This window comes from Streptomyces sp. NPDC006314 (assembly GCF_040613075.1).
Classification (GTDB): Bacteria; Actinomycetota; Actinomycetes; order Streptomycetales; family Streptomycetaceae; genus Streptomyces.
Genome location: NZ_JBEXRL010000001.1, coordinates 546,499 through 565,081 on the forward strand (window position 1 = coordinate 546,499; position 18,583 = coordinate 565,081).

An 18,583-nucleotide genomic window follows, 5' to 3' on the forward strand; every position below is an offset into this window, starting at 1 on the left:
CGACGACAGGGCCCCGCTCTGCTTGCGCAGGGCGGGGCCCTGTCGTGTCAGCCGTTCCAGACGCGGGTGCGCAGCGGCAGGCCGGACTTCCCGGACTCCGGGGTGCGGATCGCCAGGACCTGGTTGACACCGATGCGGCTGCGTTCGAAGGCGAGCGCGCAGGCGGCCATGTACAGGCGCCAGACGCGGGCGCGGCCGGGGCTGGTGAGCCGGACCGCGCGGTCCCAGTCGGCCTCCAGGTTGGCGACCCACTGGCGCAGGGTGCGGGCGTAGTGCTCGCGGATGGACTCCACGTCCCGCACCTCGAAGCCGGCGCGCTCCAGCTGGGTGACGGTGGAGCCGATCGGGGCGAGTTCGCCGTCGGGGAAGACGTAGGAGTCGATGAACCGATCCGCCTCGTACGCCGATTCGTCCCGCTCGGGGCGGCGGGCGATCTGGTGGTTGAGCAGCCGCCCGCCGGGCCTGAGCAGGGCGTACAGCTGGTGCGCGTACTCCAGATAGCGTTCGGCACCGACGTGTTCGGCCATGCCGATGGAGGAGATCGCGTCGAAGGGGCCGTCCATGACGTCCCGGTAGTCCTGGACGCGGATCTCGACCAGGTCGGTGAGGCCCTCGTCGGCGGCGCGCTTACGGGCGTAGGCGGCCTGTTCCCGGGAGAGGGTGATCCCGACGACGCTCACGCCGTGCTCGCGGGCCGCGTGGACGGCCATGGAGCCCCAGCCGCAGCCGACGTCCAGCAGCCGCTGACCGGCCGTCAGGCCGAGCTTGGCGCAGATGAGTCCGAGCTTGTCGCGCTGGGCGGTCTCCAGGGTGCCGCCGTCCTCCCAGTAGGCGCACGAGTAGACCATCGACGGCCCGAGGACGATCTCGTAGAAGTCGTTGCCGACGTCGTAGTGGTGGCTGATGGCCCGCTTGTCGGTGCGCTTGGTGTGCAGGCGACGCCGGGGTCTGCGCACCTCCTCGCGCGGCGGGGCGGGCGGGATCGGGAGACCGACGAGCATCAGCAGGTCACGAGCGGCGGCCCGTGCCTGCGGGTCGCGCAGCGCCTCGGCGAGGCCCCGGGCGTCCTCCCCACGTTCCCAGATCAGCCCGGACACCGCGGCGAGCGCGGTGTACAGATCACCCTCGATGTCCAGGTCCCCGGCGACCCAGGCGCGGGCCAGGCCCAACTTACCCGGTTTGAACAGTAGTCGGCGCAGTGCGCGGCGGTTGCGGACGACGAGGGTCGGGGCACCCGGCGGGCCCGACCGGGAGCCGTCCCAGGCGCGGATCCGCACCGGGAGCGGCTCTCCCAGCAACTGCTCGGCAACACTCGTCAGCCGCGACGCGGCGTCGGCCATGGCGCACACCTCCGTGACAACGGATCCCTGATGTCCGGTCACTACGTAAACACCGGCGACGGCCGAGCGCAGTCCCGCAAAGGAGTTACAGCGCGGCAGAACCAGATGCGGATACCACGGAAGTCGGGGTCCTGGAACGCCGAAGGACCTCCCGCACCACGGATGGCGGGAGGTCCTTCGGGTGGTTCACCGACCGCGGATCGGAGGCCGCTGTCGAGGCGTCAGGAGGCCTTGGCCTTCTCCTCGGTCTTCGCGGCGGCGACCGGGGCGGGCTTGGCGGCCTCGTAGAACTCCTCGCGGGGGTTCTCCATGGCGCCGAGGGAGACGACCTCGCGCTTGAGGAACATGGCGAGGGTCCAGTCGGCGAAGACGCGGATCTTGCGGTTCCAGGTCGGCATCGCCAGACCGTGGTAACCACGGTGCATGTACCAGGCGAGGCGGCCCTTGAGCTTGATCTTCATCTTGCCCATGACGATCATCGCCACGCCCTTGTGGAGGCCGAGACCGGCCACCGCACCCTTGTTGGCGTGCTCGTACTCCTTCTGCGGGAAGCCCCGCATACCGGAGATGACGTTGTCGCCGAGGGCGCGCGCCTGGCGCAGCGCGTGCTGGGCGTTCGGCGGGCACCAGGCGTTCTCGTTGCCCGCCTTGCGGCCGACGAGGTCCGGGACCTGCGCGTTGTCACCGGCGGCCCAGATGTAGTCCGTGCCCTTGACCTGGAGGGTGGGCTCGCAGTCGACGTGGCCGCGCGGGCCGAGGGGCAGTCCGAAGCGGGCCAGGGCCGGGTTCGGCTTGACGCCGGCGGTCCACACGATGGTGTTGGAGTCGACCTCGAGGCCGTTCTTCAGCACCACGTGGCCGTCGACGCAGGAGTCCATGGAGGTGGAGAGGTAGATCTCCACGCCCCGGCTCTCCAGGTGCTCCTTGCCGTACTGGCCGAGCTTGGGACCGACCTCGGGGAGGATCTTGTCGGCGGCGTCGACGAGGATGAAGCGCATGTCCTCACGGGACACGTTCTTGTAGTACCTGGCCGCGTCCCGGGCCATGTCCTCGACCTCGCCGATGGTCTCCGCACCCGCGAAGCCACCGCCGATGAAGACGAAGGTGAGCGCCTTGCGGCGGATCTCCTCGTCGGTCGTGGAGTCGGCCTTGTCCAGCTGCTCCAGGACGTGGTTGCGCAGGCCGATGGACTCCTCGATGCCCTTCATGCCGATGCCCTGCTCGGCGAGGCCGGGGATCGGGAAGGTGCGGGAGACCGCGCCCATCGCGATGACCAGGTAGTCGAAGGGCAGCTCGTACGCCTCGCCCACCAGCGGGGCGATCGTGGCGACCTTGCGGTCCTGGTCGATGGTGGTGACCCGACCGGTGAGGACCTCCGCCTTCGGCAGCACGCGTCGCAGCGGGACGACGACGTGGCGAGGGGAGATGCTGCCGGCGGCGGCTTCGGGGAGGAAGGGCTGGTAGGTCATGTACGACCGGGGGTCGACGACCGTGACGGTCGCCTCTCCGTAGCGCATCTTCTTGAGAATGCGCCGAGCTGCGTACAGGCCTACGTACCCACCGCCTACTACGAGGATCCTGGGACGCTCCGTGGTGCTCATGCCATCGAGTATCCACCCGCCTCGGGGGGGCTGCTCGTGCGCCCCTTCACAAGGTTCGGCAGGGCCTGTGCTAAACTCCGCGGCCCGCGTGACGCAGGTCATGCGAGCGGCAGGGAACCGGCGGCCGGTTCGCACCGTTGTCAATGCCGCGTGAGCTGCCTCTCCGTGCCGATCGGCCCCCCGTGAGGGGCCCCGGCCGGGGGCCCCGCGTCCCCCTCGGAAAGACCCGCGCGACACCCTCGCGAGCCCTCTCGGAGGGCCGTTCGGCGCCCTGACGGGCCTATGAGGGCCCTCGAATCCCCGGCCGCGGCCGAATTCCTTGTGAAGAACTTCACGAACTTTTCCGACGGCACGTCACCGGCGCTCCCGGATGGCCGCTCACACGTTATCCAACCTGCTCACCGGAGGCGACCGGCCAGTAGCAAACAGACCGGAAAGCGACCCCTGAGACGCCGGTGCCGAACGCGGTTCACGCCACCGACCACGCGATGCCGTCGAGGATGTCGTGCTCGCTCACCACGACCTCCTCGGCACCGATCCGCTCCATGATCGCAAGGAGGACGAGGGCGCCCGCGCCGATGACGTCGACCCGGCCCGGATGCATGGACGGCACCGCGGCGCGCTCGGCGTGCGTGGAACGCAGCAGCCACTCGGTGATCTCGCGGACCCGGTCGTGGGAGACGCGGGAGTGGTGGATGCGCGCGGAGTCGTACTCGGGGAGGTCCTGGGCGATCGCGGACACGGTGGTGACCGAGCCGGCGAGGCCGACCAGGGTGTGCGCCTCACGCAGCGGGACCGTCTGCTCGGCGAGGTCCAGAGCGGCCTCGATGTCGGCCCTCATGGCGGCGATCTGCTCCTCGGTGGGCGGGTCGCTCACCTTGCCGTCGTGCAGCAGGTGCCGTTCGGTCATCCGCACACAGCCGACGTCCACGGACCGCGCGGCCCGTACGTGGTCCTCACCGACGACGAACTCGGTGGAACCGCCGCCGATGTCCACCACCAGGTAGGGCTTGGTGAGGTCGTCGCGGCCCTTGAGTTCCTTGGTCGCTCCCGTGAAGGAGAACTCGGCCTCCCGGTCACCGCTGATGACCTCCGGCTCGACCCCGAGGATGTCGACGACCCCCCGCACGAAGTCGTCCCGGTTCTCTGCGTCCCGGGAGGCGGAGGTGGCGACGAAGCGGAGCCTCTCGGCGCCGTGCTCCTTGATGACCTCGGCGTACTCACGGCAGGCGGCGAAGGTCCGCTCCAGCGCCTCGGGCGCGAGCCGGCCGGTGCGGTCGACACCCTGGCCGAGCCGCACGATCGTCATCCGCCGGTCCAGGTCCACGAGTTCACCCGTCTCGGGGTTCGCGTCCGCGACCAGCAGGCGGATGGAGTTCGTACCGCAGTCGACGGCGGCGACGCGGGTCACTTCTCGTCCTCCTCGACCGGCCCGGCGGAGAAGTGGCCCGAGCCGTCGTCCGTCGTCTCCGTCCGCCGCCCCTCGCCCGACGGCGGCTCGGGCAGCGTCACGCAGGCGCCCTTGCGCCACCACTCCGGCAGCATCGCGAGGGCCTCGTCGCCGAGCGGATTCACGCCCGGCCCGGCGGCCAGCGAGTGGGCCACCAGCACGTGCAGGCACTTGACCCGGTCCGGCATGCCGCCCGCGCTCGGGAAGCCCTCCAGGACCTCGATCTCGTCCCGGCGCCGGATGTAGTCCTCGTGCGCGGCCCGGTAGGCGGCGGCCAGTTCCGGGTCGCTCTCCAGCCGTTCCGTCATCTCCTTCATGACGCCGTTCGCCTCCAGCGTGCCGATCGCCGAGGCGGCGCGCGGGCACGTCAGGTAGTACGTCGTCGGGAAGGGCGTGCCGTCGGGCAGCCGGGGTGCCGTCTCCACGACGTCCGGCTGACCGCACGGGCAGCGGTGCGCGATGGCCCTCAGGCCCCGCGGCGGGCGGCCGAGCTGCTGCTTGAAGGCCTCGACGTCCGCGTCGGTGGGCTCGGTGCGCGGAGTGGGCGGCGGAGGCGTTTCCATGACTGCTTTCAGAGTGGCTTTCTGTCGGTCACCGGCCGGGTGGCCGGCTTACTGGTCGGAGGCGTCGGACTTGTCGACCCCGTCCCAGACGTTCGCGTACCAGGGCCGGTGGGCGGCCCCGAGGTCGGCGCGGGACTGCTTGGCCGCGTCCGGGTCGATGACGACGTATCCGGTCTCCCCGGGCATCACATAGTGCAGCCGGTGCCGGATCTGCTGCTGGGCGTACGCGTCGTCCTGCCAGCGCGCCTTGAGGTCGCGCAGCTGTTCGACGCGTTGGCGGGCCTGCTCCTGCTGCCGCTGCAGATGGGCGATCTCGGCGCGCTGGGAGACGTACTGCCGCATGGGATAGGCGAGCGCGACGATCATCGTGCACAGCACCAGCGCGAGCAGCGCCGCGCGGCCGGTGAGCCGGGAGCGGCGGGCCTGCCGCTTGGTCTGGGAGCGGTAGACCCGGGCCGCCGTCTGCTCGCCGAGCAGCCGCAGCCTGGTCGCGGTGGAGAACCGGTCACGGTCCTTCACGGCCATCTTCCCGCCTCCCGTTCACACGCGCGTACGTCCCCGCACACGGTACGGGACCGGGTACGGGGACGTACGTACGACTGGCTAAGGCGTGACCCGGGATGGGTCAGCCCTTGAAGCGCGGGAACGCGCTGCGGCCGGCGTACACCGCGGCGTCGTCGAGGATCTCCTCGATGCGCAGCAGCTGGTTGTACTTGGCGACGCGCTCGGAGCGGGCCGGGGCGCCGGTCTTGATCTGGCCGCAGTTGGTGGCGACGGCCAGGTCGGCGATGGTGACGTCCTCGGTCTCGCCGGAGCGGTGGGACATCATGCACTTGAAGCCGTTGCGCTGGGCCAGCTCGACGGCGTCCAGGGTCTCGGTCAGCGAGCCGATCTGGTTGACCTTGACCAGCAGGGCGTTGGCCGCGCCCTCCTCGATGCCGCGGGCGAGACGCTCGGGGTTGGTGACGAACAGGTCGTCGCCGACCAGCTGGACCTTGTCGCCGAGCTTCTCGGTGATGATCTTCCAGCCGGCCCAGTCGTCCTCGAACAGCGGGTCCTCGATGGAGACGAGCGGGTAGGCCGCGACCAGCTCCTCGTAGTACTCCGTCATCTCGGCGGCGGAGCGCTCCTTGCCCTCGAAGAGGTACTTGCCGTCCTTGTAGAACTCGGAGGCGGCGACGTCGAGCGCGAGGGCGATCTGCTCGCCGGGGGCGTAACCGGCTTCCTTGACGGCCTCGAGGATGAGGTCGAGGGCCTCGCGGTTGGAGCCGAGGTTCGGGGCGAAGCCGCCCTCGTCGCCGAGGCCGGTGGACAGGCCCTTGCTCTTCAGGACCTTCTTGAGGGTGTGGTAGACCTCGGTGCCCCAGCGCAGGGCCTCGGAGAAGGACTCCGCGCCGATCGGGGCGATCATGAACTCCTGGATGTCCACGTTGGAGTCGGCGTGCGAGCCGCCGTTCAGGATGTTCATCATCGGCACCGGCAGCAGGTGCGCGTTCGGGCCGCCCAGGTAGCGGAAGAGCGGCAGGTCGCTGGCCTCGGAGGCGGCGTGGGCGACGGCGAGGGAGACGCCGAGGATGGCGTTGGCGCCGAGGGAGCCCTTGTTGTCGGTGGCGTCCAGGTCGAACATCGCCTGGTCGATCAGGCGCTGCTCGGTGGCGTCGTAGCCGACCAGCTCCGGGCCGATCTGCTCGATGACGGCGAGGACGGCCTTCTCGACGCCCTTGCCCTGGTAACGGTTGGGGTCACCGTCGCGCAGCTCGATGGCCTCGAAGGCGCCGGTGGAGGCGCCGGACGGGACGGCGGCACGACCCGTGCTGCCGTCGTCGAGGCCGACCTCGACCTCGACCGTGGGGTTGCCTCGGGAGTCCAGGATTTCCCGGGCTACGACGACGTCGATGGACGGCACGAGCATCTCCTTCTTGGATGTGACGCTGGAAGTGCGGGGCTGGCTGCCTTACGGCTGTGCCTTGCGACTAGAGCCTAACCGTCCCCGGGGCGTCGGCCACCGACCGACCGCCCCGTGGACAAGCCGACGGTACCTTTTGTTTCTACCTGAAACAAAGGGGGGTGGGGGGAAGGCAGCAAAAACCCCGCCCCGGTGCGTACGGGGGAACACGCACCGGGGCGGGGAGTCAGTGGGGACGGGGGACCCTCACGAGGCCTTCAGCGTGCCCGCGCCTGCGGTGAGGGTCGGCGCTCCCGGCCGGGACCAGCGGTCACTTCAGGTGCAGCTGCTGGCCCGGGTAGATCAGGTTGGCGTCCTCGACGATGCCCTTGTTCAGCTTGAACAGCTTGTCCCAGCCGCCCTGGACGTGGTGCGCGGCGGCGATGGAGCTGAGGGTGTCGCCCTTGACGACCTTGTACTCGCCGTCGCCCTTCTTGACCTTCTTGCCGGTCGGGGTGGTGACGGTCTTGCTCGCGGCCGGACGCTCGGCGGAGCGGGAGGCGGCCTGCTCGTCAGTGGAGCGGGTGCTGGTGCTGGTGCTGGCGCCCGAGGAGGAGCTGTTGGCGTTCGAGGAGCCGCTGCTCGGTGCGGAGCCGTTGTAGGCGGCGCTCGACAGGCCCGTGCCGCAGACCGGCCAGGCGCCCTTGCCCTGGGCGGCGAGGACCTTCTCGGCGACGGCGATCTGCTGCGCCTTGGTGGCCTGGTTGGCCTGCGCGGCGTACTGCGTGCCGCCGTAGGCGGCCCAGGTGGAGGCGGAGAACTGCAGACCGCCGTAGTAGCCGTTGCCGGTATTGATGGACCAGTTGCCGCCGGACTCGCACTGGGCGACGGCGTCCCACTCGGAGGCGGTGGCGGCGGAGGCGTTGCCGGCCGCCATCAGCGGGGCGGCGACGGCGGCGCCGGTGACACCGGCGAGCGCGACGGCTCGGACGGCCTTGGACGGACGACGGTGCTTGCCCTTGCCGGAAAACAGCATGGATCGATCCCCTCACCGACGCCTGCGAGGTGAGCTGTCGGGTTCGGGCCGGTTGAGTTGCCCGGCCGCACTCCCGCTTGCGCGAGGTGCGGCTTCACCCCTAGCCGGTGCCAGCTCAACTGCTGGTCCCGGCACTTACCTTGGGTCCCCCGCTCCTGCCTACGGCGCTTGACGCGACGACTGTTCCCGGGCAACCGCTGGCAGGATTCGGCGTTGCGAATGCCGGGGCTCGTGGTGACGAGCGATCCCGACCGTAGACACGTGATCGGCGGAATTTCAAAGACGATCAGGGCTTCTGAGACTCATCCCACACTTTCACCAAACCGGACATCAGCCGCGAATCAGGGCGTCAACTACCGCTGCTTATCGCCCGTTTCGGTACCGACTTGCAGGGTCTGACCGGCGGTGATGCGGTTCGGGTCGGCACCGATGGCCGCCTCGTTCTCGGCATAGAGCGCACGCCATCCGCCGTCGACCTCAAGGGAGTCGGCGATGGAGGCGAGTGAGTCACCCTCGCGGACGGTGTACGTGCCCGGTTCACGGGAGGCGTGACGGCCGGGAGAAGTGGCGTTCTGACCGTTTGTCACGGTTTCGTCCGCACTCTCACCACGGTGACGTCCGCCAGTGGCGAGGGCGCCGGTGTCGACCAGGCTCCAGGAACCGGCGTTCTGTTGGGAATTGTCCGAGTTGCCGACACTGGGGGTGGCCGTGGGCGCACCGTCACCCCCCTGCGGGTTTCCGGTGTCGGGCAGGGTGGACTTGTCGGACTTGCGAGTGTTGGTACCGGTGGAGCCGGTGTCCGTACCGGGGTCCGTGGCGGCGTCCTCGCCCGGGTCGGGGGTCGGCGTGGCGGCCGGACCGGTGGAGGGGTCCGAGCCGGATTCGGAGCCGGAGCGGGAGTCGGAGCCGGAAGGGGAGGGAGAGGGGGAGTCGCCACCGGAGGAGGGTGACGAATCCGGGAGACCGGACGAGTCGGAGTTGCCGGCCGATCCGGAGGAGTCGCTCGAACCGTCGGTGTCACCGGAGCCGCCGACCCCCGTGTCGACGTCCATGGAACCGGAGTTCGACGTCAGGCCGGACAGCAGGGCGCAGGTGGTCCAGGGGGTGGTGCCCCGGTCGGCGAGGATCTTCTCGGCGACGGCGATCTGCTGCGAACGGCTGGCCTGGTCGGCGCTGTCGGCGTACTGACTGCCGCCGTACTTGTCCCAGTCGTCCTGCGAGATCTGCAGGCCGCCGTAGTACCCGTTGCCGGTGTTCGCGCTCCAGGAACCGCCGCTCTCACACTCGGCCACCTTGTCCCACGTGGTGCCGTCGGCCGCGTGGGCGCTCGCGGCGCCGAGCAGCGGGATGGCGATGGCCGAGCCGGCCACTCCGGCCGCGACGAGGAGGGCCGGAGCCTGGCGGGGGCGACGGTGACGACCGTTCCCGGAGAGCATGCGGAAGCCTTTCGTGCGACAGCAGGACCGGCGCGGCGGATGGAGCCCGTCGCCGCGCTGATGGGTGAACGTATCGGCAGACGATCACTTGTCACAAGTTCATGCCGCGCAGATCACGTGAAGATCACAGAGTTGAACGCCTGTCATGTTTAGCGTTCTACGGCCTGTCGGGTACCGGGGCGAACTCCACGGGCAGGGTGCGCAGGCCGCGCATGATGAGTCCACCGCGCCAGCGCAGCTCGGCCGGGTCCGTGGCGAGCCGCAGGTCGGGCACGCGGGTGAGCAGGGTGGCGAGCGCTGTCTGGCCTTCCAGCCGGGCGAGCGGCGCGCCGAGGCAGTAGTGGATGCCGTGACCGTAGCCGAGGTGCTGGTTGTCGCGGCGGGCGAGGTCCAGCACGTCCGGGTCGGCGAACCGCTCCGGGTCGCGGTCGGCGGCGGCGAGCACGACCAGCACCGGGTCGCCCGGTGCGATGTCCCGCCCGCCGATGGTGAGCGGTTGGGTGGCGAACCGCCAGGTGGCCAGCTCCACCGGCCCGTCGAAACGGAGCAGTTCCTCCACGCCGGTCTCCAGCAGGCCTCTTTCCCCCATGGCCAGGGACTCCTGCAGCCGGTGGCGCTGCTCGGGGTGGGTGAGCAGGGCGTAGGTGCCGTTGCCGATGAGGTTGACGGTCGTCTCGAAGCCGGCGAACAGGAGGATGAAGGCCATGGCGGCCGCCTCGTTCTCGGTGAGGTGCTCACCGTGGTCGGAGGCGCGGATGAGGGCGGAGATGAGGTCCTCACCGGGCGCGGGCTCGGCGGGCAGCGCCTCGCGCTTCTTGTGGATCAGCTCGGCCAGATAGCCGCGCATCTTCTTCACCGACCGGGCGACCCCGCCCCGGGGCCCTCCGCCGTGCCGGATCATCATGCCCGCCCAGTCCCGGAAGTCGTCCTGGTCCTCCCGGGGGACGCCGAGCATCTCGCAGATCGCGTAGATGGGCAGCGGGAAGGCGAACTCGTGGATGAGGTCGGCGGAGCCCCGCTGCGCGAACTGGTCGATGAGGTGGTCGGTCAGCTCCTGAACGCGCGGCGCGAACTCGGCGACACGGCGGGGGGTGAACGCCTTGCTGACGAGCCTGCGCAGCCGGGTGTGGTCCGGCGGGTCGATGTTCAGCAGATGCGTCATCAGCTCGGCCTTGCGCTCGCCGGGGATGCCGGTCTTGCCCTTGGCGTGCGCGGGCTCGTCGTGATGCGCCGGGTTCTTGCTCAGCCGCTGGTCGGCCAGGGCCTGCTTGGCATCGGCGTACCGGGTGACCAGCCAGGCCTCCACTCCGCTGGGCAACCGTGTCCGGTGCACGGGCGCGTGCTCGCGCAGCCAGGCGTAGGCGGGGTAGGGATTGGCGGCGAACTCCCAGGTGAAGAGGTCGGGCGCGGCGTCCGGGGTGGTCGGGAGATGGGGCTGGTCGGTCACCCCCCGACGGTATCCGGCCGCCCCCCGCGGGGCGTTGGCGGGCGCGGCCGGAGGCCCGGGCTGCGTGGCGGACTCAGATGGCCGGCCCCGCTACCCCTGCCCCTTGTCCGGTGCCGTTCCCTCAGCCGCCCGTATCGCGTCCCGGTACACCCGTGCCGCCGCCCGCAGCGCCGCTTCCGGGTCGACGCCGGCCGCCTCGGCGCGGACCGCCAGCGCGAGCAGTTCATAGCCGACGCCCTCCCCCTGCGGGAGCGGCACGTCCAGGTCGGCCGTGCGGGCGCGGGACGCGAGCTTGGCGGCGAGGGCGAGCCCGGGCTGGCCGAGGGGAACGCCCTCCGTGACCGAGGTGCGCCGCTTCTCCTCGGCCTTGGTGCGCAGCCAGTGCTCCTTGACGTCCTCCGGCGTCTCGGCCGTCTCGTCGCCGAACACGTGCGGGTGGCGGTGGATGAGCTTGGCGACGATGCCGCCGGCCACGTCGTCGATGGAGAACGGCGTGTCCGGGTGCTCCTCGGCGATACGGGAGTGGAAGACGACCTGGAGGAGGACGTCGCCCAGTTCCTCGCGCAGTTCCTCGCGGTCGCCGGCCTCGATCGCCTCGACCAGTTCGTACGCCTCCTCGATGCCGTACCTGGCCAGGCCCTGATGGGTCTGCCCGGAGGACCACGGGCATTCGGCGCGGATGCGGTCCATGACCTGGACGAGGTCCAGGAGGCGGGCCCCGGGGAGGTCGTAGGAGGCGGGCAGCAGCTCCAGCTCCGGCATGGAGACCCGCCCGGAACCGGCCAGCCGGGCCAGGCCGTCGGTGAGCGCGGGCTCGCCCTCACCCGTCGCCACGACCACCACCGTCCGCCCGCCGGCACAGGCGTCGACCAGCTCCTGCGCGGTGGGGGACGTCTCCTCCACGGCTGTCCCGGCCTCCCGCAGATACGGCAGCTGCGGGTGCGCGCCGTCCGCGCACAGCACGGCGTCGGCTGCGCGCAGGGCCTGCCAGGCGGGCCAGGACAGCAGGCCCGGTGCGACGCGGTGGCTGGTGGTGAGCAGGATGATGCGGCCGGGAGCGGGTTCGTGGCCCGTGGGACCGGGGGCGGTGGCTTCGGGGCTGGATGCGTTCACGATCCGAACGTAACCCACGGCGGGAGGAAGCGGATTCCGTTGTCCACAGGGCCGAGGAGTTCAGGTGATCGTATGACCGCCGTACCTCCGTCGTACCGATCCCCGCCGCGGCCCCCGGCTGCGCCGTACCGTTCCCGTGGCCGTGGTGCCGGCTGCCTCCCGTGGCCGTGGTGCCGGCTGCCGTACGTACCGCTTCCGCGGCCGTACCGTGCCGGCTGCCGTGCCGTTCCGGCACCCGGCGGCCCCGAGGGCCGCGGCTACGCCGTCAGCGGCTGGTCGCCCGCCGTCGTGACCTCCCGCACCCACGGCGTCCCGGCGTCCACCCGGCTGCTCTTCCGCACGTCCCAGGAGCCGTAGCGCGGATTGAGGTCGACGTCGAGTTCCTCGGAGGCCTTGGACAGGGTCTTCCAGAAGGCGGGCTGGGTGGTGTCGGTGCCGAGCTTGGCCGCGAGCTTCTGCGCCTCCAGCTGGAGGCGGAGGTTGTCGTCGAGGCGTGCGGGGGCGATGCCGTACTTCTGCAGCCAGGCCGTCTCCAGCCCCTTGGCGCCGCCGGCCTGCCGCTCCAGGCCCGCGCGCATCTGCTGGATCTCCTTGCGGGTGACCGAGATGCCCTCGTCCCGCGCGGCGCGGTGCAGCACCCGGTCGAGGACCATGTTGTGCAGGGTGTCGCGGGTGAGGCCGCCGGTGGAGGCGACGACCTGCTGGTACTGGGCCTCGTCCGACACCGCGGCCCGCTGGGCCTTGCGGACCTCGTCGACCCGGCTCTCCAGCTGGGAGACGGTGATCCGCTGCCCTCCGACGACGGCCGCCGCGCCTGGATGCGCATCGCTTCCGCAGGCGGTGAGAACGGGTGCCGCGGCGGCGATCGCGGCGGTGAGGAGGAGCGCGGTGCGACGGCGGCGGTGCAAGGAAACCTCCCGAGGAGTGCAACGACAGGTGCGGCGCGCCAGCGCCTCCGCCAGGGGTGGTGGTCGGGCGACGGGCGGGCGCACCAAGTCTTGCGATGATCGATGGTAGGCAGTGGGCAGCCTGCGGCCAACCCATTCGACCAACGATTCGCGCGCGCTTCGGGCACCGCCGCGCCCGACCGGAAGGCGTTCCGGGTCAGCCGGTGATGGCCACCGGGGCGTCCCAGGCGTCACGGTCGACGGTGAGCGTGACGCCGCCGTGCGTCTCCTTGCTGTTGACCAGGTACTGGTGGCCGCGGCTGTGGCCGGTGAACTGGGTGGAGCCCCACGGCCAGTCCGCGGTGGTCGTGTTCTGCCTGTCCCACAGCGCGTACCAGAGGTTGCCCGGCAGGTCCGTCTTGTCCTCGGCGGTGGCGATGGCCTTGGCGCTGGAGCTGCTGAAGCCGTAGTAGCCGGCCCGGTACGTCTTGGCGCGCAGACCCTTGTCGAAGGCGCGTACGTACGTCAGCACGGCGTCGTTGCACGCCTTGTTCGTGATGTCGTACGCCTCCATGTCCAGGTAGATCGGGCTGCCCGCCTTCATCCCCAGCGCGGACGCCTTGGCCACGGCGTCGGCGGCGTCCTTCGCCCCCAGGGAGGCGGCGGTGGAGGCGGTCAGCTTCTCCGGGCTGGAACCGCTCTGGCAGGGCGGCTGGGCGCCGACGTAGATCGGGATGAGCTTCCAGCCGAGGGAGCTGACCGACTTCACCCAGGAGGCGGTGAGGTTGGGCTGGCCGCAGCCGCGGTTCTTGCCGCCCACGTAGACGGCGGCGGCGCCGTAGAAGCCGGTGTGCCAGGCCTTCATCGCCGACAGTGAGGGCGCGGTGCAGGTGTCGAACGCGCGGCCCGTGAAGGTCTTCTGCGCGGGCCACGTGGTGGCGGCCATGGACGTCTGCGCGGCGATGCCGCCGCCTGCGACGACGGCCGCGCCGGCCACCGCCCACGTGATGTATCTGCGCTTCTTCGACTGCCGATGGCCGGCCATGAATCCCACCCCTGACGTGTGTCCGATGTCGTGCGCCGGGAGTTCACGACGATCTCCCGGGCGACAGCACAATCTAGCCCCGCACCTGCCCCAGCCATTGCAGGGTCCGCCGGATCTCCACGGCCATCGGGTGGCCGGGACCGTGCACCCGCTCCACGTCCATCACCAGCCGGGCGAGCGTGTCGTGCGCGGCCGGCCGGTCGCCGAGGGCGAGCAGCAGGTGGCCGATGCGGCGGCGGACCTCGTGGGCGAGCCGCGGGTCGCCGGAGACGTACTGGTTCTCGTAGTACGGCAGCAGCGCGCGGTACTCGGCGAGCGCCGCCGCCGGTTCGCCGAGCTGTTCCAGGCACTGCGCGGCCTCGTAGCGGAAGCGCAGGGACTGCGGGTCGGCCTGGCCGGCCTCGGCGGCGCGTTCGTCGGCGAGACGGCGCAGTTCGGGCAGCGCGCGGCGGTACTGACCATCGTCCATGAGGGTGGCCGCGTACTGCTTGCGCAGGGTGCGCACCACCGGGGAGTGCTCGCCGTGCTGTTCGGCGGCGGCGGGCAGGATCGTGCCCAGGATGTCGACGGCCTGGGTGATGCGCCCCTCCCCCAGCAGGCGCTTGACCTCGTCCACGGCCGCGGCGACATCGGGCCTGTCCGCCACCGGCGGCGCGGGCACGACGGGGGCGGGCTGGGGCGCGGGGGTCCGCGCGCGGTCCGGCCAGGGGGCGTGCGGGCGCAGGAAAGGGCGCGTGGGGTCCAGAGGTGCCCCGCTGGGCGTCCCGCGCCCGGGCAGGAGCGGTGCCAGGTCCTCGTACACCTCCTGCGCCGACGCCGGCCGGTGCTGCGGATCCTTGGCGAGCAGCCGCAGGACGAGGGTCTCGAGCGCCTCGGGGACCTCGGGGCGGACACGGCGCACGGGCAGCGGAGGCTCGTACAGGTGCCGGTGCAGCACACCGAGCGCCGTGGAACCCGCGAACGGCACGTCCCCGCTGAGCAGCTCGTGCAATAGCACACCCAGCGCGTACAGGTCGGTGTACGGGCCGACCGCGCCGCCCATCGCCTGCTCGGGCGCCATGTAGGCGGGCGAGCCGATCGGTGAGCCGGTGTGGGTCAGGCGGGTGGTGTCGGTGTCCATGACCGAGGCCACGCCCAGGTCGAGGACGGTGACCGTGCCCTCCTGCTTCACCATCACGTTCCGCGGCTTGAGATCGCGGTGGACGATCGGCACGGCGTGCACGGCGCTCAGTACGGCGCACAGTTGCGCGGCCACCGCGACCGCCCACTGCCACGGGTACGGGGTGTGCTCGGCGAGGTGGTCGGAGAGGTCGGCGCCGTCCACGTACTGCATGACGAGGAACAGCTCCTCGCCCTCGCTGCCCGCGTCGTGCACCGTGACCAGGCCCGGGTGGTCCACCTGCGCGGTCACCCGGCACTCGCGCGCGAACCGGCGGCGCAGCTCGTCGGCCTCCTGGCCCGCCACCTTGTCGGGGCGCAGCAGTTTCACCGCCACGCGCCGGTCGAGCCGCTGGTCGTAGGCCGTCCAGACCTGGCCCATGCCGCCCTGTCCGATGAGCGTGGACAGTTCGTACCGGCCGGCGACGACACGTCCCGTCGCCACGCTCACCTGCCGCCCTCGTGGCCGGTGTCCTGCCTGCCGCCGTCATGGCCGTCACGCCGGCCACCCGGCCAGCTGTCGTGCTGGCTGTCGTGCTGGCGCAGGTAGTCGCTCAGCTCGTCCAGTTCGGCCCGCACCTGGTCGATCCGGGCGGGCGCCGGGCGCTGGGGCGGCGGGGCGGGCAGCGGGGGCTGCGGCACGGGCGTGTGCGGCATCGGCGGCGGGGTGTGCGTGACGGGCGGGGCCGTCGGGGCGGTGGGTGCTGCGGGCCGGAAGGGCATGCTCGGCGCGGTCGTCACGGGGTACGGGCTCGCGGGGCCGGGGTAGCCGTAGGCCGGGGCCGGCCGCCGGGCCGCGAACGCCTGCTGCCGCACCATGAAGTGACGGATGTCCGCGGCCAGGTAGTACGCCGTCGCGCACACGAGCGTGCCGAACAGCAGCAGGATGCCCACATAGCCGCCGGTGGTGTGGATCTCGTCGCCGGGTTCGTTCGCTATCAGCGCGGTGCTGAGGACGTCGGCCGCCAGCACCGCGACGAACAGCCCCCAGTCCAGTGACCGGCGCGTGACGACCGCCAGCCGCAGCAGCATCGCCCAGGCCAGGAAGCCGATGCTGAAGAACCCGAGCACCACGAACAGCACGCGCAGGAAGACCAGCCACCCGGTGTGCGGCGGCTGCTTCACCGGCTGTCCGTAGCCGTGGCCTTGCATGGCTGCTCCTGTTGCCTGAAATGGGCGTGCGTGTCCGCCCGACGTCTCGGCGGGGCGCCAACGCCGGTCGTGCGATTGTCGCTTCGAGCATATGGCCCGACACGGACAAGCGGCCCGGGCTGTACCGAACCGTTGCCCGGCGCCGCGGTCGCCCGGGGGGCGATCAGGGATCAGCCGGGTGCCACCGTGCCGTCGGTGAGCCCGTCGTACATCCCGCGCACGAGTTGCTCCCCGAGCCGCCTCGCGTGGCACAGCGCCCGCTCGAACTCGTCGAGTGCGCGGAAGCGCGCGCCGTAGCGCCGTTGGTCCTCCAGCGGGAGCCGGGGCAGCTGCAGACGGCGCACGTCCAGGCGGGTCGCGGTGGAGGCGTAGCTGCTGGCCTGCCGGTTGTTGGCGGTGCCGCGCAGGAAGCCGGCGAGGAACCAGGGGTCGAGCGCCGTGCGATCGGGGCGCAGCAGCACGAGGTTGCGCCCCAGGGCGGCGCCCCCGGTGGTGTCGTCGATCACCCGCGCCACCGAGCCACCGCCGAGCACCGGTACGACGACGTCGCCCGGCTCGGTCAGTACGGCCTCCCCCTCGCTCTCGGCCAGCGTGCCCGAGGGAGCCGTTCCGGCGAGGACGTCGTGGTCGGTGAGAACGGGCACGCGCGCGTGGCCGCCGTTTCCGCCGGTGCGCATCACCAGTGCGCCTCCGCGCGCGAGTTCGCCGATCGTGGTGAGCGGCCAGCGGGCGGGCGGCGCCGGGTCGGCGGGCGGTGGAGTGAGGTCGGCGGTCAGGCGCAGGGTCGCGCCGAGGCGCTCGCGCACCGCCGTGAGCTGCTCCGCGCCCTCGGCCGCCGGCGGCGGCAGATGGCGGGCCGGGGCCAGGTCCACGTCGTCGTCGAGGAGTTCGATGACCGGCACGGAACGGGCGAGCCCCGGCCGCTCGTCCAGCCTGCCCGCGCGCGCGAAGGGACGCCAGGCGTCCAGGACGGCGTCTCGTACCGCCTCCCAGTCCGGGCCGCCCCGCCCCTCCCCGGCGAACCTGCCGGTGTCCACGAGCAGCACCTCCGGCGACGCCGGCGTCCGGTCGGGCCTGCGCAGCACCCATACGTGCAACGGGATGTTGTACGGCGGTGCCGCCCCGACCGGCAGCGCGACCACGGCCCTGAGCGCGCCCCGGCGCAAGAGGTCGGCACGGATACGGCGCCCGGAGCGGCGGGACGCGGCGGCCGGGGGCATGAGCAGGACGGCGGTGCCGCCGTCGGTCAGCCGGGCCAGCGCGTGCTGCACCCAGGCCAGCTCGGACTCGGTGCGCGCCGGGAAGCCGTACTCCCAGCGGGGGTCGTAGGCCAGTTCGTCGTGGCCCCAGTTGCGCTCGTTGAACGGCGGGTGGCACAGGACCGCGTCCGCGCGCAGCTCCGGGTAGGCGTCGGCGCGCAGGGTGTCGCCGACGGCACCGCGCACGGTGGCCCGGGAGTGCAGCGCCAGCCGCAGTGCGGCGAGCGCGGCCAGGTCGGAGGCGCTGTCCTGGGCGTACAGCTCCTGGTCGGGCCGGGTGTCGACGGCGCGCAGCAGGGCGCCGGTGCCGCAGGCCGGGTCCAGGACGCTGCGGGCGGGGCCGGCGAGGTCGGCCATGAGACCGGCGAGTTCGGCCGGGGTGAGGGTGTACTGGCGGGGGTTGGCGTCCAGGTGCCGGCCCAGCAGGAACTCGAACGCCTGCCGCGCCCCCACCTCGGCGGCCAGCTCGGCGGCACCGCGCAGGAGGGGGGTCGAGGGGAGGAGTTGCGGGCCGGTGGGGGTACGGAGGGCGGAGGTGCCGGGGGTGCGGGGGGTGGGGCGGCTGCCGGGCCCGGCGGAATCGCTGTGGGCGACGGGCGGGCTGTGAACAAGTGGCGGGATGTTCACAGCGTCCGGTGCCGGTGAGGGTTTCACACCCGGGGCTGTGGGTGCCGCGTTCACAGCGGATGTCGTCGGTGCGGTGTTCACACCCCGCGCCTCCCGGGAGGCGTTCACAGGCGCCGCGGTGTCCCCGGCGGATCGGCCCCCGTGAACCGCGCGGCCCGGCGCGCCACCGAAGCGCGGGGTGAGCACCTGCTCCAGCGTGCCGGCGAGCATCGCGGCCAGCCGCGCGTCGGAGCCGGCGCTCACATCGAGCCAGAGGGTGGGGCGTTCATGGATCAGCAGCAGCACGCAGCCGGCGTGCACCAGGGCCGTCAGTGGGCCCGCGGGATGGCCGGCGAGCTGCTGCCAGACGCGTTCGCGCAGCGGGATCTCGGCAAGTTTGCCCTGCTTGCGCAGCCAGGCCTCGACCTCGGCGAGCGCGAACGACGGACTGGTCTCGGTGCCGCCGACCGGCTTGGGGAAGTCGGCGTGCCGGCGGCGCCAGTTGCTGACGGCGGCACGGCCCACTCCGGCGAGCCGCGCGATACCGGCCGCGGTCACCTCTGTCGCGTTGTCCTGCACGGCCCCGCTCCCCTCGTCCCGCCTGT

Annotated in this window: 15 protein-coding genes and 1 riboswitch; all 15 genes read right to left on the minus strand. The window is 71.9% G+C overall.

The window, feature by feature from the left end; all coding sequences use genetic code 11:
• Positions 1-47: 47 nt before the first annotated feature.
• Positions 48-1,340, minus strand: a complete 1,293-nt coding sequence (locus ABZ079_RS02445) for a cyclopropane-fatty-acyl-phospholipid synthase family protein (protein WP_356937503.1) — start codon at positions 1,338-1,340, stop codon at positions 48-50.
• 221 nt (positions 1,341-1,561) lie between these two features.
• Positions 1,562-2,941, minus strand: a complete 1,380-nt coding sequence (locus ABZ079_RS02450) for an NAD(P)/FAD-dependent oxidoreductase (RefSeq protein ID WP_356937504.1) — start codon at positions 2,939-2,941, stop codon at positions 1,562-1,564.
• A gap of 469 nt (positions 2,942-3,410) precedes the next feature.
• Positions 3,411-4,352 carry a Ppx/GppA phosphatase family protein gene (locus ABZ079_RS02455; RefSeq protein ID WP_356937505.1) on the minus strand — a complete coding sequence of 314 codons (942 nt, stop codon included), beginning with the start codon at positions 4,350-4,352 and terminating at the stop codon, positions 3,411-3,413.
• A complete protein-coding gene (locus tag ABZ079_RS02460) occupies positions 4,349-4,954 on the minus strand; it encodes a DUF501 domain-containing protein (RefSeq protein WP_356937506.1) in 606 nt (201 codons plus the stop codon). Before ABZ079_RS02460 ends, ABZ079_RS02455 begins: the two co-directional genes overlap by 4 nt.
• Positions 4,955-5,002: 48 nt before the next feature.
• A complete protein-coding gene (locus ABZ079_RS02465; RefSeq protein WP_356937507.1) occupies positions 5,003-5,479 on the minus strand; it encodes a septum formation initiator family protein in 477 nt (158 codons plus the stop codon).
• A 100-nt stretch (positions 5,480-5,579) separates the two neighbouring features.
• Positions 5,580-6,866, minus strand: a complete 1,287-nt coding sequence (gene eno / locus ABZ079_RS02470) for a phosphopyruvate hydratase (protein ID WP_356937508.1) — start codon at positions 6,864-6,866, stop codon at positions 5,580-5,582.
• Positions 6,867-7,170: 304 nt separating this feature from the next.
• Positions 7,171-7,875 carry a transglycosylase family protein gene (locus ABZ079_RS02475; RefSeq protein WP_356937509.1) on the minus strand — a complete coding sequence of 235 codons (705 nt, stop codon included), beginning with the start codon at positions 7,873-7,875 and terminating at the stop codon, positions 7,171-7,173.
• A gap of 4 nt (positions 7,876-7,879) precedes the next feature.
• Positions 7,880-8,052: riboswitch (cyclic di-AMP (ydaO/yuaA leader) on the minus strand.
• 176 nt (positions 8,053-8,228) lie between these two features.
• Positions 8,229-9,311, minus strand: a complete 1,083-nt coding sequence (locus ABZ079_RS02480; protein ID WP_356937510.1) for a transglycosylase family protein — start codon at positions 9,309-9,311, stop codon at positions 8,229-8,231.
• 157 nt (positions 9,312-9,468) lie between these two features.
• Complete coding sequence (locus ABZ079_RS02485) at positions 9,469-10,758, minus strand: cytochrome P450 (RefSeq protein ID WP_356937511.1); 1,290 nt, start codon at positions 10,756-10,758, stop codon at positions 9,469-9,471.
• Positions 10,759-10,848: 90 nt separating this feature from the next.
• The gene (locus tag ABZ079_RS02490; protein WP_356937512.1) at positions 10,849-11,871 is read right to left on the minus strand and encodes a nucleoside triphosphate pyrophosphohydrolase; all 1,023 of its coding nucleotides are present in this window, start codon (positions 11,869-11,871) and stop codon (positions 10,849-10,851) included.
• Between the two features lie 257 nt (positions 11,872-12,128).
• A complete protein-coding gene (locus tag ABZ079_RS02495) occupies positions 12,129-12,779 on the minus strand; it encodes a SurA N-terminal domain-containing protein (protein WP_356937513.1) in 651 nt (216 codons plus the stop codon).
• A 196-nt stretch (positions 12,780-12,975) separates the two neighbouring features.
• Positions 12,976-13,803 carry a glycoside hydrolase domain-containing protein gene (locus ABZ079_RS02500; protein ID WP_356937514.1) on the minus strand — a complete coding sequence of 276 codons (828 nt, stop codon included), beginning with the start codon at positions 13,801-13,803 and terminating at the stop codon, positions 12,976-12,978.
• 73 nt (positions 13,804-13,876) lie between these two features.
• Positions 13,877-15,370, minus strand: a complete 1,494-nt coding sequence (locus ABZ079_RS02505) for a protein kinase (protein WP_356937654.1) — start codon at positions 15,368-15,370, stop codon at positions 13,877-13,879.
• A gap of 38 nt (positions 15,371-15,408) precedes the next feature.
• Positions 15,409-16,113, minus strand: a complete 705-nt coding sequence (locus ABZ079_RS02510) for a hypothetical protein (RefSeq protein WP_356937515.1) — start codon at positions 16,111-16,113, stop codon at positions 15,409-15,411.
• A gap of 170 nt (positions 16,114-16,283) precedes the next feature.
• The gene (locus tag ABZ079_RS02515) at positions 16,284-18,557 is read right to left on the minus strand and encodes an N-6 DNA methylase (protein ID WP_356937516.1); all 2,274 of its coding nucleotides are present in this window, start codon (positions 18,555-18,557) and stop codon (positions 16,284-16,286) included.
• Between the last annotated feature and the right edge of the window lie 26 nt (positions 18,558-18,583).

Excerpts from the sequence above, each read along its gene's own strand:
- ABZ079_RS02500 (WP_356937514.1), bottom strand. The coding sequence starts at position 13,803 with ATGGCCGGCCATCGGCAGTCGAAGAAGCGCAGATACATCACGTGGGCG.
- ABZ079_RS02475 (WP_356937509.1), bottom strand. The coding sequence starts at position 7,875 with ATGCTGTTTTCCGGCAAGGGCAAGCACCGTCGTCCGTCCAAGGCCGTC.
- ABZ079_RS02480 (WP_356937510.1), bottom strand. The coding sequence starts at position 9,311 with ATGCTCTCCGGGAACGGTCGTCACCGTCGCCCCCGCCAGGCTCCGGCC.
- ABZ079_RS02460 (WP_356937506.1), bottom strand. The coding sequence starts at position 4,954 with ATGGAAACGCCTCCGCCGCCCACTCCGCGCACCGAGCCCACCGACGCG.
- ABZ079_RS02465 (WP_356937507.1), bottom strand. The coding sequence starts at position 5,479 with ATGGCCGTGAAGGACCGTGACCGGTTCTCCACCGCGACCAGGCTGCGG.
- ABZ079_RS02450 (WP_356937504.1), bottom strand. The coding sequence starts at position 2,941 with ATGAGCACCACGGAGCGTCCCAGGATCCTCGTAGTAGGCGGTGGGTAC.
- ABZ079_RS02445 (WP_356937503.1), bottom strand. The coding sequence starts at position 1,340 with ATGGCCGACGCCGCGTCGCGGCTGACGAGTGTTGCCGAGCAGTTGCTG.
- ABZ079_RS02510 (WP_356937515.1), bottom strand. The coding sequence starts at position 16,113 with ATGCAAGGCCACGGCTACGGACAGCCGGTGAAGCAGCCGCCGCACACC.
- eno (WP_356937508.1), bottom strand. The coding sequence starts at position 6,866 with ATGCTCGTGCCGTCCATCGACGTCGTCGTAGCCCGGGAAATCCTGGAC.